The organism is Lelliottia jeotgali (genome assembly GCF_977070485.1).
Map to the genome: position 1 here is coordinate 198,394 of NZ_CDRVFO010000004.1, position 14,349 is coordinate 212,742.

The following is a 14,349-nucleotide window of genomic DNA, read 5'->3' on the forward strand; positions in this document are numbered from 1 at the left end:
GTGTTTCTCCGTCTTTTTAGGTTAAGTGTTGTTCTCACCTGTTTGGGTCAGTTTGCGACCCGTACGCTCAGGGTGTTTGCCGTCTGGTTGCCCACCCCGGCGCTCTGATTCAGCTGGATGACCCCGCGACTACCGGTGAATGCCTGGTCACCGGTAGTGACCTGGCGATAGCCGGGTGAGGTATCAGTTGGATCGGAGCTGTTGATCAGCGCCACGTTCTGCTGCAACAGGACGCTGTCATCGATGCTTTGCGGTTGTGTACTGATGCTGATGCGCAGGGCATTGGCCTGTTGGGTGCTGGCGCCTGCGCTCTGGTTGACCCCCAGAGCGCCGCTGCCATGGCTGAAGGCGTCGCCCTGAATGCTGGCGGTGGCTCCCATATTGGGATCGACGATCGACTGCTGGCGTTGGCGAATCTGCGTGGTTGCATCAGCCCCGTGGCCAATCGCAAAAGCCCGGGCATTGGCCTGTTGCTGCCGGTCGCCTGCGGCCTGGTTTACGCTGAAGTTGCCTTGGTATTGCGCGCCGGAGCTGTCGATGGTGGCATTGTTGAGTACGGGGACTGGGGATTGGGCGAGGGCCGACACACTGAACAACGTGGCCATGATAGACAACGTCTGCCTCATCTCATTTGCCTCCGGTAAGGATCTGCAGGGGGGCAAGGCCACGCTGAACGCTTGAGTTGACCATGTTTGAAATTCCGTTGCCGGAGCCTGTGCCACGACCAGCTGCCATGTTTGGTAGCTGGTTCTGGTTGCTGATGTTGCCGCCCAGATTGTCGGTCTGCTGGGTAATCAGCGAAGAAATTCCCGTGCCACTGGTGATGTTGGCGAAGTCGCCATCGCTCAATTCTGTGCTCTGTTTGAGCACGTACGCGGACGGGTTGGCGTTGGCGGTAGTGGGGTTGGGGTCGGGCGCCAGTGGCGCACGTATCGCCATTCGAGGCTGTACATCGCGGGTGATCACGATGATCCCGTTGTCTGCCTGGACCGGCAGCGCCATGCCTGCTCCCAATACGCAACCGACAAACAGGAGGCGGGTAATGCCTTTATCCAGTGTGCTCACGACGGCGATTCCTTCTTCGTGCGCTGGCCTAGTTCAGCGTTGCGAGGAGGAGAGCAGGAGGCGTGCCGCTTTTGGAAAAGGCTATAAATTCAGTGGGTTGCAGAAATTAGCTGGGAGCGACCGGAAGTTGTTGTATCAGCGCTGAGACACATTCGCCGGCGCTTGCCGTTTTGCCCTCTATGCACGTTGCCTGCAGCGCTTTTTTTAACAATGTCTCATCCGTTTGACACTCCCCCCGCAATTGGTGGGGAAGTGCGCAAATACGGGGGGCAAGGCCCAGCGAGGTGTATCACCGGTTTAACACTCGGTGGGGCAGTGCGCAGTTGTGCCCAGCAGCAGGTGTTGCACGGCACGTAATGCTGAGGCGCTACGCTGGGACCAGTGGCCGTCAATGATTTCCAGCCTTTGCTGATGGCGCTGCAGCCATTGCAGGCTGTCATCGAAGAATGCCTGGCGGTCAGCCAGGTCGGGCTGGCTGCGCTGGCCATCGGCAACCCAGCCAACCCCTTGCGGACTGAGCAGCAGATGCAGGTCGTAGTGGCGTGCAAGCAAGGCCTGTTCAAGCCAGGGTGGGCAATCCTGGAACAGCGCTTGGCTCCAAAGCATATTGCTGAGCAGGTGGGTATCGAGGATCAGCAACGGCGGCGCCATCTCCCGGGCCTGGTCCTCCCAGGCCAACTGGCCGCGGGCGATGGGGGTGATATCGGCATAGCAGGTGTCGCGGCATTGCTGGTCGATGAAATACCGCACGTACTCGCTGACCACCACACCGCCAAAGTGCGCCTGGATTTCGCCGCTTAGCCAGCTTTTGCCGGTGGACTCAGGGCCGCACAGTACCAGGACCTTCATGGCTGCACCTCGTTTGCCCGCAGCGCAGGGTCATGGCGCCACTCCAGCCAGCCACGCACGGCGATGAGGGTCAGCAAGGCGAAGAAGCCGGCCGTGAAATACAGCTGCTGGTGCAGGTACTGGCCGACATAGACCACGTCGACCACCACCCAAAGCGGCCAGCATTGCACGCGTTTCTGCGCCATCCACACTTGCGCGACCAGGCTGAAGCCGGTCAGCGTGGCATCCAGCCAGGGCAGGACAGCATCGGTCCAGTAGGCCATGGCTGCGCCGAGTGCAACGCTGAGCAACAGGCCGAGCGCCAGCCCGATGAGCACCGCATGGCCGGGCAGGTGCGACACCACACGAGCATCCTCGGCGCGGCCCGGGCGTTTCCATTGCCACCAGCCGTACAGTTGCAACACCGCGTAGGCTCCTTGCAGCAGCATGCCCGAGTACAGCTTCACATCGAAGAACAACCAGCCATAAATGAGCACCATGACCAGGCCCACCGGCCAGCACCAGGCATTCTGTTTGACGGTGAGCCACACGGCGGCGGTGCCGAGGATGGCGGCGATGAGTTCGAGGCCGGACATCGGCGATCCTTGGAACAATCGGGGGCGCGATTGTACCGCGAACGCCGTCGAGTGCCAGCGCAAATGTTGGCATTAAATCCGGCCAAATCAAAAACTAGTAATTTTGTCAGTTGCCGCCATGAGCTCATAACTTTAGCCTCTTTCACGCAGTTGTATTAATTGCACAACTTAACAGAGGCAATGTCATGAATATATTGGCAGGTAAAGTCGCGCCCGTGTTATTTATTCCGCTCATCACTTTTACAGTGTCCGTACAGGCTGCTAGTTGTGAGTCTGTAGTGTCGGAAATTACCCGGTGGTACAACAATACGCCGTCCGCTTGCGGTAACGACCCTGCGGTTGACTGCTCCGGTGTGATGATGCGAGCGACGCATCGATGGGATGAAGCCGGCGCAAGGCAGCCACAGCGTTATGACGTGTGGAACCCTAGCCCGGCCTCGCAGACTTCCGGGGGTGTTTCGGTGTCCTGGATGCGCAGTGATCGAATCGGTTACGAGGACCCCGGGCTGAACGCTAACAACGGCATTATTTTTACGCCGCGCCAGTTTGTTGAACGACCACTATCCAAACTTGATGTTTATTGTGCTTACCCCATTGATGCGTGGACGGATTATCGGGCTGAACGCGGCTGTGGCGATAACAGGCAAACATCAAACGTTGAAAAAAGTTGCCAGGCACTCGGTATCAACGACCTCAATGGCTGGAAACAGCACTACGAGGCTTTGGGCGGTAGTTCAGACCGCCAAGTGCGCCACAAACGCCAGTGTGCCTTCAGCATGCGCGGCAGCATGTCCCGCACCGAACGCCGGGATGCGTTTGAGCAATTTATCAAAGCGCGCAAATCGATCGCCGGCAGAACCGAAGGCCGACAGGTGCAGACGGAGTTGAGGGTGGTTACCTGGGGTGCCGATAAGGCCCCGGTGGCGGCATTCTTTTACAGCGAGGCGCGCGGCAGGAAGGATGCCATGAAGAATCAGTTCGACTATTACCAGAAAACCGGCAGGTGGGTGCCCACCGTGAAAATGGATTTCCCCAAGAACGCCGACAGCAAAGCCCGGTTTGCCTGCGAGGCGACAGCTCAGCACAAGGACCTGCCAAGGCCGGTGAAGGTCTCGGCGAAATCGTGCGACGGCTTTATTCAGACAGCCAAGTGGATCCAGCGTGATGACCCGAAACTGGGTAAAGGCGTGTGGACGCTTTCGGTTACGCCTACTGATTGTGGGCGCAGGATCAAGAGCGATCAGACGGACGCCATGTATGCCGAGCTGGTGCGCAAGTATGGTGCCGACCCGCGTTGGAGTGGTGCCAAATATGGAGGCGGCATGCGGCGCCAGTTGGTATGTCACCTGACCCATGTCTCCAAAGGCCAAGAAGTGCGCTACAAACCGGTCTACAACCTGGAACCGTCAAGACCTGACGTTAGCCACGATCAGTCATTAGCGCAGGGCTGCAACCCGTATCCGGCAGTTCCCTACCTGTGACACCCACCACGTGCAGCCCAGCGCAAGACTATGCATCGTTGCAGATCATGTTGGGTTGCACCCATGGGCCTTGGTTTTTTCAGCACTCACTGCAGGACGGTGGGGCTCAAGATGCCACTGTGCCTTGCTGCGGAAATTGTTCTGCAGACAAGCCAATTGCGCGCGCATACTGCCTGCCGCGCGTTCCTTCCACTCGATATCGTCGCCACGCAGACGCACCAGTTCCTGGTAGAGAGCCTCGTTGGGGGCCGAGCGTCCGGCCCGAGTGGGAATGACCTGCAGCCCCCACTGCACCTTGCCGCTGCTCCTGTCGGTAAACGTGTTCCACGATGAGCGTTCAATCAGTTCCGAGGTCACAGGCAGCACCGGATTACAGTGCGCCTTTGCCGCGTCGTCGGCACTTACGGTGGGGCGGAAGGGTTCCAGGTTCCATTGCTTCTTCTCGGGGTAATTGCTCACCAGACACTCGAGTTGCTGGCGCATGCTGCCGGGGCTGCGTTCATTTTCCCGCCATTGTGGATCTTGGCCTCGCAGGGCTTGCAGTTCGTCGTAAATGGCCTGCTGAAGCGTGCTTTGAGCCTGCGTGCCGGCTGAAGTGGGCACCACCTTGAGCGTCCACTCCTGGCGACCGCTGCCAGGGTCCAGGCGCAGTAGCCATTGCGCCGACTCAATGTAACCATCCGCGCTGGCCTGTTTGGCGCCCAATGGCACGACCTGGTCTTGTTCGACGAAACCAAACCGTTGAGCAGCGGGTTTGTTGAAGTTCAGACGAAGGATCGGAACAGCGTAGCCCTGGGCGTAGAGCTTGCGCTGGAAGCTGCGCGCAGGTTCCAGCCCTTTGGTAGGTTTGGGCTTCTTGACATCGCCGCGAGTGTTGGCGACGTAGGTGCTGTTGACATCCCAGACCACCGCGTCGATGTAGGGCAGGCGTGCACTGCCATCGTCTGGTGATTGCTGTTGTGCCGGTTCCACGTTGCTCAGCAAGAACTCGTTGAACAATTCCTTGCGGGCAAACGTGTCCTTGCCGATGGTCCTGGGGTTTTCGTGAACACCGATCATCGCGTTCCAGTCCGACGGCTGCTCGGCATTCCAGGAGCATTGAGTCACCTGGATTCTATTCATGTCGTTACGTGCGTAGCGGTAGTTTTTGCGCCATTGCTGCGCGGTATCGACACCTCGCGTATCGCAGTTGCCATAGGCAAGTGCTGCGTTGCGGTTAGGCGGGGAGGTTGCCGAATTTTTCAGATGGTTTGCTGGCAGGGGGTAGCCATAACGGCCGCATCCGTACCATTTGCGTTCGGGGCCTGTGAAGCCGTCGAAGCTATAGATACACACGAACCCCTTCTCCATGACTGGCAGGCCCAACTCCCGCGCGTCCATGGGCGTACGCAGGATGTATCCGGCGGGGCGTATGAGGCGGCTGGTGCTCAAGTCGCGGCGGATCCAGCTGAATGATGTGGCGCCCGTCTTGACAGCAAAGGGGCTGTAGTCCCATGGATTGAAATTGCCATCGTCGACCATGCGCAATGTTACGCCACTGCAGTAGTAGTGGCCCCGCGGTGCCAGTGTATCTGGCTCCCGGCAGGCATCGGTCACCGTGTTGTAGTTGCGGTTGATACGCTGCAGCGTTTGTATCGGGTCAAGGTGGGTTATTGGCTGCGGATCGGCCCAGGCAGGGGATAGGGCCACGAGCAGCGCACCGCAAAGGTAACGGGTATCCATAGTGAAACCTCCAGGTCAATGGAGGTTTCACAGTGTTCAGCTGGCCGTACCAGGTCTACTGGCAAAAATGTCAGGTTGGCGCTTGAGAAGCTCTACCTTGAGGGTCCTGGCGTGATCGTGACGCCGCTAAACGCGGAACTGGCGCAACAACTGCTCCAGCTCCTCACTCAATTGGCCCAATGCCACGCCTGCATCACTGGACTGCTGGGCCGCAACGGCGGTCTGCTGCGACAACCCGGCCGTATCCAGCACGTTCCGATTGATCTCCTCTACTACATGCGACTGCTGCAAGGTGGCGCTGGCAATGGTGGCGTTGAGCACCGTAAGGTTGTGCAGCGCCTGGCTGATGGCGTCCAGGCTGGAGCCGGCCTCCCGGGCTTGCTCCACTGTCTGGCGCGAAGCTTCGCTGCTGGTGTCGATGGCCTTGACCGCGGCGTCCGATTGCCCTTGCAGGTGCTCGATCATGGTGTGAATCTCTGCCGTCGACTGGGCGCTGCGTTGAGCCAGCAGCCGAACTTCATCGGCCACCACCGCGAAGCCACGGCCCTGCTCGCCGGCGCGGGCCGCTTCGATGGCCGCATTGAGGGCTAGCAGGTTGGTCTGTTCGGCGATGGAGCGTATCACCTCCAGCACCCCGCCGATTTTCGTGCTGTGCCCGGCCAGGTCACGTATCACGTGTACCGCTTGGTCGATAGTCGCCGAAAGCCGGTCGATCTGCTGCAGGCTGCCATGGATCGCTTGCTGCCCGTGCTCCACCTGCTGCTGCGCTGCGCGCATTTCGCCTGCAGCCTGCTCCGCAGTCTTGGCCACGTCCTGCACCGCGTAAGTCACCTCATTGACCGCTGTTGCTACCTGGTCCATCTGCATCGATTGCTGTGCGCTGCGTTGTTGCGCGGCACCGGCATTGTCACCGACATGCCCGGCGGACTGCGCCAATGAGTGCGCCGCGCCCTGCAGTTGGCCTACCACACGCTGCAACTTGCCGTTGAAACGGTTGAAGTGCTCGCCCAGGTGGGTGATTTCGTCACGGCCATGGGTATCCAGGCGTCGGGTGAGATCGCTTTCGCCGCTGGCGATGTTGCCCATCGCCTGTACCGCTTCCTGCAACGGGCGGGCGATGCTACGGGCGATGAGCATGACCAACAGAGCCATCAGCAGGGCGATGCCCAGGCCCACCAGCGAGGCATGGCGCAACTGACGGGCGAATTCAGCCTGCACATCATCGATGTACACGCCAGAGCCGATGATCCAGCCCCATGGCTTGAACAGCTGAATATAAGAAGTCTTGGCCACCGGTTCGTTGGCACCGGGCTTGGGCCAGCGGTAATTGACCGGGCCTGCACCTTGGCTGCGGGCGAGGGCAGCCATTTCGTTGAATACGGCGAAACCGTCAGGGTCGCGAATGGCGGAGAGGTCCTGGCCGTCGAGCTTGGGGTTGGCCGGGTGCATGATCATTTTCGGCCCCAGATCGTTGATCCAGAAGTAGTCGTTCTGGTCGTAGCGCAGCGCGCGCACCACCTGCAGGGCCTGTTGCTGGGCAGCATCGCGGCTGAGCGTGCCGGCGGCCTCCAGGCCCTGGTAATACGCCAGCACGCCCGCAGCGGTCTGCACCACATGGCGGGTTTTCTCCGCCTTGGCCTGGTACAGGTCGCCATGGATCTGACGCAGCATCAGCAGGCCGAGGATCACCAGCATTGCCACCGCAACCAGCAGTATCAGCCACAAACGGCGGCTGATCGACATCGACCTCAAGGTCTTCATGAACGGCACTCCCGCATTGTTCTTTTTATGAAGGTGCATCCAAGCATGCTTTGGCGCTTGGCCAAACCCGACTAATGGCTAAGTGCTAGTTAATGGCTGTGCTGCCGCATGCCGGGCAAGCCTTTGCAAAGCCGCTCTGCTAGGATTTCGGCCGCGCGAGATGAAACCTTTAGGCCACGTGAACTTTTCTACTGGCACTGGTCCCAACTGACGCTGTAAAAAGACCGCGCCGCATGCGGCAATCACAAGCAAATCAAGAACAAGGGGCCTGCAAGCAGCAGCGCTCCAACCGGGGGAATGATGGATTTTTGGACTGCCTTTCAGGCAATCATCTTGGGCGTGGTCGAAGGACTGACAGAATTTTTGCCGATCTCCAGCACGGGTCACCAGATCATCGTTGCTGACCTGATCGGTTTTGGTGGCGAACGGGCCATGGCCTTCAACATCATCATTCAGTTGGCGGCCATCCTGGCGGTAGTATGGGAGTTTCGGCGCAAGATCCTCGATGTGGTGTTCGGCCTGAAAAGCCAGCCGGCGGCGCGCCGGTTCACCGCCAACCTGCTGCTGGCGTTCATGCCGGCGGTGGTGCTGGGCGTGCTCTTCGCCGACCTGATCCACGAGTATCTGTTCAACCCGATCACCGTGGCGACGGCGCTGGTGATCGGCGGTGTGATCATGCTCTGGGCCGAGCGCCGCACCCACAGCGTGGCGGTCGACCACGTCGATGACATGCGCTGGTCGCATGCCTTGAAGATCGGGTTCGTGCAGTGTCTGGCCATGATCCCCGGCACCTCGCGCTCCGGCTCGACCATCATCGGCGGCCTGCTGTTCGGCCTGTCGCGCAAGGCAGCCACCGAGTTTTCGTTTTTCCTGGCAATGCCGACCATGGTCGGTGCGGCAGTGTACTCGGGTTACAAATACCGTGACCTGTTCCAGCCGAGCGATCTGCCAGTGTTCGCGATTGGCTTCGTGACTTCCTTCATCTTCGCCATGATCGCAGTGCGCGGCCTGCTCAAGTTCATCGCCAACCACAGTTACGCCGCTTTCGCCTGGTACCGCATCGCCTTTGGCTTGCTGATCCTTGCCACTTGGCAGTTCGGCTGGGTTGACTGGTCGACGGCGCATGGCTGACAGGGCGCGGGGGCAAACGTCACAGCGGCGTGCTGCGCGCCAGGAGGAGGGCGTACGCAATGTACGCCTCAAGCTGCTGATGCTGGGGGTATTGTGCCTGCTGCCGATGGCGGGCGCGGCGCAGATGGCCTGGAGCGGGCAGTCATGGTTGGCGTTGGCGATTTATCCTGCTGTAAGCCTGGTGACAGTACTGCTGTATTGGCAGGATAAGCAGCAGGCCCGTACCCAGGCCTGGCGCACGCCAGAGAAGGTACTGCATGCCAGTGAGCTGCTGGGTGGCTGGCCAGGGGCGCTGATCGCCCAGCAGCTTTACAGGCACAAGACTCGCAAGGCCTCATACCAGATGGTGTTCTGGGCGATTGTATTGCTGCACCAGGTGTTCTGGGCTGATCACCTGTTTCTGGGTGGGCGTGTTCTGTCTCTGGGTTGAGGGCGTTGTATTGCCCTTCGCGTGCCGCTCACATCAGCAAGCCCACCTGCAACCGCTTCGCCAGCCGCCGCACCACCAACTGGTGCGAGCGCTGCAGCAGGTCACACAATTCTTCCCGGCCCAGGGGGTAGGGCGGCGCCATGCTGATCCACCGTGCCCGTGCCAGATACGGTGCCGGGCGCACACCTGGCCTGTCGCAGTAGCCCAGAAACAGCTCATCGGCCACCTTGAACGACAAGCCAGCCCCCGCCAGGCCGAGTACTGCGAACATCTTGTTACCGGCCACCGAAAATACCCGGATACCGCCCCACTTATAGTCTTCCCGCGCGCCAGGCAGCGCCAGGCAGAACGCCGCCACCTGTTCCTCGGTCATGGTTTGTCTAGACATAACGGTCTCCACACGCTTCGAACGATGCTGCCAGATGATCGATCCACACCCGTACAGCAGGCAGCAAACCACGCCGATGCGGGTAAACCGCTTGCAGATAGCCGCCCGGCAGCGACCAGTCCGGCAGTAGCCGCACCAGTTCCCCGCGCTCAAGCTCATGCTCGCAGAACATGCTCGGCAACGCAGTAAATCCTAGCCCGGCACGTACGGCGGCATTGCGTACGACAAAATCATCGATGGCCAACCGTGGCTCCAGGGCGATTTCCTGCTGGCGACCATTGGGCCCCAGCAGGCGGAAATGCACCAGCCTGTCTGCTTCAGCAGCGCCCAGTACCGGTAAGGAGGCAAGCTCGGACGGTTCACGGACATGGTCGGCAAAGCCGGGAGCGGCCACCAGTTGCATCTGCGCCTGGCGCAGCCGTCGGGTGACCAGCGCCGGATCTTCATCGCCCAGCTCTCGCACGCGCAGGGCAACATCGATGCCTTCGGAAATCAGGTCGACACGGCGATTGAGCAACACCATGTCCAGTTGCACCTGAGGGTACAGCTCCAGAAATCGGCTGATCACGTCCGGCAGGAACGCATGGGCCAACGCTACCGGGCAGGACACCCGCAAGCGCCCCCGCGGCTCACTACTCATGCTCGCCACCGCCTCGTCAGCGGCCTCGGCTTCCAGCAGCATGGCTTGGCAGTGGTGCAGATAGCGTTCACCCACTGCGGTGAGCTTCAGCTGGCGCGTGGTGCGCTGCAGCAACCGCGTACCCAACCGCTCTTCCAGTTCGGCGATGCGCCGCGACAGACGCGACTTGGGGATGCCCAGCTGGCGTCCGGCGGCGGCGAAGCCACCGGCTTCGACCACGCGAGCAAAGTAGAAGAGATCGTTGAGGTCTTGCATGATGGCTGTCCCACTGTTCTATCTGTGGGACAAACTAACGCATTTTTGCTGACTTATCAGCTATTCGACCGCCCGGTAGGATTCTTTCCATCGTGATCGCCCAATGCTGCGGTCTTCATTCACAGGAGAGTCCCATGAAACTGTTGCACATCGATTCGAGCATCCTGGGCGAGAATTCCGCCTCGCGCCAACTGAGCCGGGAAGTGGTCCAGGCCTGGAAAGCCGCTGACCCGAGCATCGAAGTGGTCTATCGTGACCTTGCCGCCGACGCCATTGCCCACTTCTCTGCTGCCACCCTGGTTGCAGCCGGCACGCCGGAAGACGTTCGTGATGCAGCCCTTGCCTTCGAAGCCAAGCTCAGCGCCGAAACCCTGGACGAGTTTCTTGCCGCCGACGCCGTGGTGATTGGTGCGCCGATGTACAACTTCACCGTGCCGACCCAGCTCAAGGCCTGGATCGACCGCGTTGCAGTGGCTGGCAAGACCTTCCGCTATACCGAGGCAGGCCCTGAAGGCCTGTGCGGTGACAAGAAAGTAGTACTGGTTTCCACCGCTGGCGGCCTGCATGCTGGCCAGCCGACCGGCGCGGGCCACGAAGACTTCCTCAAGGTGTTCCTGGGCTTTATCGGCATCACCGACCTGGAGATCGTTCGCGCCCATGGCCTGGCCTATGGCCCGGAGCACCGCAGCAAGGCCATCGATGCTGCTCAGGCGCAGATTGCCAGTGAGCTGTTCGCCACGGCATGAACAACCTGTAATAAAAAACGGCTGTCGCTTGCGCGACGGCCGTTTTTCATAGGCAAGGCTCAGCCGCGACGGCTGCGCCGTGCCAGCAACAACGTCAGGCCAACCCCAGTGAGGGCCAGCAGGGCCGCGACGCAGAATATCGACGCATAGCCAAGGTGTGCCGCCACTGCGCCCATGACCGGGCCGGCGATGGCCAATGCCATGTCGAAGAACACCGCATAGGCCCCCAGCCCGGCACCCCGGCTGCTGCTGGGCACCTGCTTGATGGCCTCAACGCCCAGGGCCGGGTACACCAGCGACAGGCCGAAACCGGTGAGGCCGGCCCCCACCAGTGCCCAGAGGGGGGAGGGCGCGAGCCACAACAGGCTCAGGCCGAGCACTTCTGTGGCCATGCAGGCAACCGCCACGTTGTAACCGCCAAAGCGGTTGACGGCGTTGACGAACAACAGCCGCGAAATGATGAAACACACACCGAAGGCACTCAGGCACAAAGCGGCGCCAACCCATCCACGTTCCAGATAATAAAGCGTGACGAACGTGGTCAGGGTGCCATAGCCGATCGAAGCCAGGGTCAGCCCAAGGCCGCAGGGCGCCACACGGCTGAACGCAGACCAGAACGGCAGACGCTCACCGCGCACCACCACCACGTCCGGGCGTTTGCGCAGCACCAGCAGTGCCAGCACGGCGAGCAGCATCAAGGCTGGGCCCAGCACGCTGAAATTCAGGCTATCGACTGCGAGCACGCCAACGGGGGCACCGATGGCGATGGCACCATATGACGCGATGCCGTTCCAGGATATGACCCTGGCCGTGTGTTCAGGCCCCACCTGGCTGATACCCCAGCTCAGGGTGGCAACGCCAATCAGGCCCTGTGCAAGCCCGAGCAACACGCGCCCGCCAAGCAGCAGCGCGAGGCTCAGCAAGGGCGCATTCAAGGTCCAGGCCGAGGCCAGCGTCAATACCCCACAGGCCGCGATGCCCAGCAAACCGTAGCGGATCGCTTGCTTGCCGCCCAGCGTATCGGCCACACGGCCTGCGAAAGGCCGGCTGAGCAGGGTAGCCAGGTACTGCAGGCCGATGGTTACCCCGGCAACCACCGCACCGAAGCCCAGTTGGTCGTGTACATAGCTGGGCAGCACCGCAATCGGCAGGCCGATGCAAAGGAACGCGATGAAGGTGTAGAAAACGATCGAGAGGATCTGCAGGGTGATGGAGGCATTGCTGCTGGCGGGGGCGGGCTGTTGCGCGGTCATGGGCTCGTTCGCGGGCGGGCGGTGGGCGTGGCCCCATCATGGCCGTTGCGCGAAGGAAATGAAAGCAGGCTAACGAGTTATTCAAAGGGAAACCGCTCCACAGTTACTGCGTAGTACCTGTGGAGCGTGGTCGCCATATAAAGAGGCCGGCCTGGTCACCTCGAAGGGCCAGACCGGCTAGCGACTTCAGACCAGCACACCCTGGCTGCGCAGGTAGTCGTCATAGGTGCCGCTGAAGTCCACCACACCGTCCGGCGACAGTTCGATGATGCGGGTTGCCAACGACGACACGAATTCGCGGTCATGGCTGACGAACAGCAAAGTGCCCGGGTAGTTTTCCAGCGCCAGGTTCAGCGCCTCGATCGACTCCATGTCCAGGTGGTTGGTGGGTTCGTCCATCACCAGCACGTTCGGCTTTTGCAGGATCAGCTTGCCGAACAGCATGCGGCCCTGTTCACCACCGGAAATCACCTTGACCGACTTGAGGATCTCGTCGTTGGAGAACAGCATGCGCCCCAAGGTGCCACGGATGACCTGCTCACCAGAGGTCCACTGGCCCATCCAGTCGAACAGGGTCATGTCGTCTTCGAAATCGTGCGCATGGTCCTGGGCGTAGTAGCCTACTTCGGCACTATCGGTCCACTTCACTGAGCCTGCATCCGGCGTCATCTCCCCGACCAGGGTGCGCAGCAGGGTGGTCTTGCCGATACCGTTGGGGCCGATGATCGCTACGCGCTCGCCGGCTTCGACAGTGATGTCGAAATTCTTGAACAGCACCTTGTCGTCGAAGGCTTTGGCCATTTTTTCCACGACGACAGCCTGGCGGTGCAGCTTCTTGGTCTGCTCGAAGCGGATGAAGGGGCTGACCCGGCTCGAAGGCTTGACCTCGGCCAGCTGGATCTTGTCGATCTGCTTGGCACGCGAAGTCGCCTGCTTGGCCTTGGAGGCGTTGGCCGAGAAGCGGCTGACAAAAGTCTGCAGTTCAGCGATCTGGGCTTTTTTCTTGGCGTTGTCCGACAGCAACTGCTCGCGCGACTGGGTGGCCGCGGTCATGTACTCGTCGTAGTTGCCAGGGAACAGGCGCAGCTCACCGTAGTCCAGGTCGGCCATGTGAGTGCACACGCTGTTCAGGAAGTGCCGGTCGTGGGAAATGATGATCATGGTGCTGTTACGCGCCGTCAGAATCGTTTCCAGCCAGCGGATGGTGTTGATGTCCAGGTGGTTGGTCGGTTCGTCGAGCAGCAGCACGTCCGGGTCCGAGAACAGCGCCTGGGCCAGCAGCACGCGCAGTTTCCAGCCCGGGGCCACTTCACTCATCGGGCCAAAGTGCTGCTCCAGCGGAATACCCAGGCCCAGCAGCAGTTCACCGGCGCGCGATTCGGCGGTGTAGCCGTCCATTTCGGCGAACTCGGTTTCCAGCTCGGCGACGGCCATGCCGTCTTCCTCGGTCATTTCAGGCAGCGAGTAGATACGGTCACGCTCGGCCTTGACCTTCCACAGCTGGGCGTGGCCCATGATCACCGTGTCGATCACGGTGAATTCCTCGTAGGCGAACTGGTCCTGACGCAGCTTGCCCAGACGGGTGTTCGGCTCGAGCATGACCTGACCACCGGAAGGCTCCAGGTCGCCGCCGAGGATCTTCATGAAGGTCGACTTGCCACAACCGTTGGCGCCGATCAGGCCATAGCGGTTGCCGTTGTTGAATTTGACCGAGACGTTTTCGAACAGGGGCTTGGAGCCGAACTGCATGGTGATGTTAGCGGTGGAGATCAAGGAGCTTACCTATCAATAACTTACGTGGCTTCTTCGCAGCTGCGGACCAATTTCGGACCAATCTGGAGCGTGTCCAGCTCCTGCCAGTCGTTGGACGAGTTAATCCAGCGCGCATAAGTCGATAAGAGCATCTGCACGCCATGCCCGAGCTGTTGGGCGATAAATGTGGGGTTTGAGACCAGACATTGAGCGTATTGTCGCATAGGTGCGGCATTGGCGCATCGCGGGCGCCGTTTTATTCATCGCGGTCTTCTTTCTGGCCGCGCAGGCCGACGCATGG

General features: G+C 60.6%; 14 protein-coding genes. 4 read left to right on the forward strand and 10 right to left on the reverse strand.

Annotated elements, in window-relative coordinates; translation table 11 throughout:
* Positions 1 to 47 precede the first annotated feature (47 nt).
* The 4 genes from ACW4TB_RS08045 to pnuC all read right to left on the reverse strand — a co-directional run bounded on the left by ACW4TB_RS08045 (position 48) and on the right by pnuC (position 2,489).
* Positions 48 to 626, reverse strand: a complete 579-nt coding sequence (locus ACW4TB_RS08045; protein WP_012314613.1) for a hypothetical protein — start codon at positions 624 to 626, stop codon at positions 48 to 50.
* Between the two features lies 1 nt (position 627).
* Positions 628 to 1,065 carry a hypothetical protein gene (locus tag ACW4TB_RS08050; protein WP_042111495.1) on the reverse strand — a complete coding sequence of 146 codons (438 nt, stop codon included), beginning with the start codon at positions 1,063 to 1,065 and terminating at the stop codon, positions 628 to 630.
* 297 nt (positions 1,066 to 1,362) lie between these two features.
* Positions 1,363 to 1,914 (reverse strand): AAA family ATPase, encoded by a 552-nt coding sequence (locus tag ACW4TB_RS08055; protein WP_012314611.1) that lies wholly within the window; start codon positions 1,912 to 1,914, stop codon positions 1,363 to 1,365.
* Positions 1,911 to 2,489 (reverse strand): nicotinamide riboside transporter PnuC, encoded by a 579-nt coding sequence (gene pnuC / locus ACW4TB_RS08060; protein WP_012314610.1) that lies wholly within the window; start codon positions 2,487 to 2,489, stop codon positions 1,911 to 1,913. The genes ACW4TB_RS08055 and pnuC overlap by 4 nt, the downstream gene beginning before the upstream one ends.
* Positions 2,490 to 2,674: 185 nt before the next feature.
* Here pnuC and ACW4TB_RS08065 point away from each other — a divergent pair, with 185 nt between their 5' ends.
* Complete coding sequence (locus ACW4TB_RS08065) at positions 2,675 to 3,970, forward strand: DUF2599 domain-containing protein (protein ID WP_012314609.1); 1,296 nt, start codon at positions 2,675 to 2,677, stop codon at positions 3,968 to 3,970.
* Positions 3,971 to 4,015: 45 nt separating this feature from the next.
* On the opposite strand, the gene ACW4TB_RS08070 is transcribed toward ACW4TB_RS08065, so the two are convergent.
* Entirely contained in the window at positions 4,016 to 5,491 is a 1,476-nt protein-coding gene (locus tag ACW4TB_RS08070; protein WP_254465836.1) for a DUF2599 domain-containing protein, read from the reverse strand.
* 327 nt (positions 5,492 to 5,818) lie between these two features.
* Positions 5,819 to 7,453: a methyl-accepting chemotaxis protein gene (locus tag ACW4TB_RS08075; RefSeq protein WP_012314607.1), complete on the reverse strand. Its 1,635-nt coding sequence runs from the start codon at positions 7,451 to 7,453 to the stop codon at positions 5,819 to 5,821.
* A 300-nt stretch (positions 7,454 to 7,753) separates the two neighbouring features.
* On the opposite strand from ACW4TB_RS08075, the gene ACW4TB_RS08080 reads away from it, so the two are divergent.
* Both ACW4TB_RS08080 and ACW4TB_RS08085 read left to right on the forward strand, forming a co-directional pair.
* The gene (locus tag ACW4TB_RS08080; RefSeq protein ID WP_012314606.1) at positions 7,754 to 8,584 is read left to right on the forward strand and encodes an undecaprenyl-diphosphate phosphatase; all 831 of its coding nucleotides are present in this window, start codon (positions 7,754 to 7,756) and stop codon (positions 8,582 to 8,584) included.
* Positions 8,577 to 9,014, forward strand: coding sequence for a DUF1294 domain-containing protein (locus tag ACW4TB_RS08085; RefSeq protein WP_012314605.1), 438 nt, complete (start codon positions 8,577 to 8,579; stop codon positions 9,012 to 9,014). Before ACW4TB_RS08080 ends, ACW4TB_RS08085 begins: the two co-directional genes overlap by 8 nt.
* Before the next feature lie 28 nt (positions 9,015 to 9,042).
* Here ACW4TB_RS08085 and ACW4TB_RS08090 read toward each other — a convergent pair whose 3' ends face one another.
* Positions 9,043 to 9,402, reverse strand: coding sequence for an MmcQ/YjbR family DNA-binding protein (locus ACW4TB_RS08090; RefSeq protein ID WP_279931244.1), 360 nt, complete (start codon positions 9,400 to 9,402; stop codon positions 9,043 to 9,045).
* Positions 9,395 to 10,297: a LysR substrate-binding domain-containing protein gene (locus ACW4TB_RS08095; RefSeq protein WP_012314603.1), complete on the reverse strand. Its 903-nt coding sequence runs from the start codon at positions 10,295 to 10,297 to the stop codon at positions 9,395 to 9,397. The genes ACW4TB_RS08090 and ACW4TB_RS08095 overlap by 8 nt, the downstream gene beginning before the upstream one ends.
* 134 nt (positions 10,298 to 10,431) lie before the next feature.
* On the opposite strand from ACW4TB_RS08095, the gene ACW4TB_RS08100 reads away from it, so the two are divergent.
* The gene (locus ACW4TB_RS08100) at positions 10,432 to 11,043 is read left to right on the forward strand and encodes an FMN-dependent NADH-azoreductase (RefSeq protein ID WP_012314602.1); all 612 of its coding nucleotides are present in this window, start codon (positions 10,432 to 10,434) and stop codon (positions 11,041 to 11,043) included.
* A 59-nt stretch (positions 11,044 to 11,102) separates the two neighbouring features.
* Here ACW4TB_RS08100 and ACW4TB_RS08105 read toward each other — a convergent pair whose 3' ends face one another.
* Together ACW4TB_RS08105 and ACW4TB_RS08110 are read right to left on the reverse strand one after the other, a co-directional pair.
* A complete protein-coding gene (locus ACW4TB_RS08105; RefSeq protein ID WP_012314601.1) occupies positions 11,103 to 12,296 on the reverse strand; it encodes an MFS transporter in 1,194 nt (397 codons plus the stop codon).
* A 186-nt stretch (positions 12,297 to 12,482) separates the two neighbouring features.
* Positions 12,483 to 14,069 (reverse strand): ABC-F family ATPase, encoded by a 1,587-nt coding sequence (locus tag ACW4TB_RS08110; protein WP_012314600.1) that lies wholly within the window; start codon positions 14,067 to 14,069, stop codon positions 12,483 to 12,485.
* Between the last annotated feature and the right edge of the window lie 280 nt (positions 14,070 to 14,349).

What these genes read in the sequence shown, in the direction of transcription:
- ACW4TB_RS08090 (WP_279931244.1), bottom strand. Translation starts at nt 9,402, where the DNA reads ATGTCTAGACAAACCATGACCGAGGAACAGGTGGCGGCGTTCTGCCTG.
- ACW4TB_RS08080 (WP_012314606.1), top strand. Translation starts at nt 7,754, where the DNA reads ATGGATTTTTGGACTGCCTTTCAGGCAATCATCTTGGGCGTGGTCGAA.
- ACW4TB_RS08070 (WP_254465836.1), bottom strand. Translation starts at nt 5,491, where the DNA reads ATGGTCGACGATGGCAATTTCAATCCATGGGACTACAGCCCCTTTGCT.
- ACW4TB_RS08055 (WP_012314611.1), bottom strand. Translation starts at nt 1,914, where the DNA reads ATGAAGGTCCTGGTACTGTGCGGCCCTGAGTCCACCGGCAAAAGCTGG.
- ACW4TB_RS08075 (WP_012314607.1), bottom strand. Translation starts at nt 7,453, where the DNA reads ATGAAGACCTTGAGGTCGATGTCGATCAGCCGCCGTTTGTGGCTGATA.
- pnuC (WP_012314610.1), bottom strand. Translation starts at nt 2,489, where the DNA reads ATGTCCGGCCTCGAACTCATCGCCGCCATCCTCGGCACCGCCGCCGTG.
- ACW4TB_RS08065 (WP_012314609.1), top strand. Translation starts at nt 2,675, where the DNA reads ATGAATATATTGGCAGGTAAAGTCGCGCCCGTGTTATTTATTCCGCTC.
- ACW4TB_RS08085 (WP_012314605.1), top strand. Translation starts at nt 8,577, where the DNA reads ATGGCTGACAGGGCGCGGGGGCAAACGTCACAGCGGCGTGCTGCGCGC.
- ACW4TB_RS08105 (WP_012314601.1), bottom strand. Translation starts at nt 12,296, where the DNA reads ATGACCGCGCAACAGCCCGCCCCCGCCAGCAGCAATGCCTCCATCACC.
- ACW4TB_RS08100 (WP_012314602.1), top strand. Translation starts at nt 10,432, where the DNA reads ATGAAACTGTTGCACATCGATTCGAGCATCCTGGGCGAGAATTCCGCC.
- ACW4TB_RS08095 (WP_012314603.1), bottom strand. Translation starts at nt 10,297, where the DNA reads ATGCAAGACCTCAACGATCTCTTCTACTTTGCTCGCGTGGTCGAAGCC.
- ACW4TB_RS08045 (WP_012314613.1), bottom strand. Translation starts at nt 626, where the DNA reads ATGAGGCAGACGTTGTCTATCATGGCCACGTTGTTCAGTGTGTCGGCC.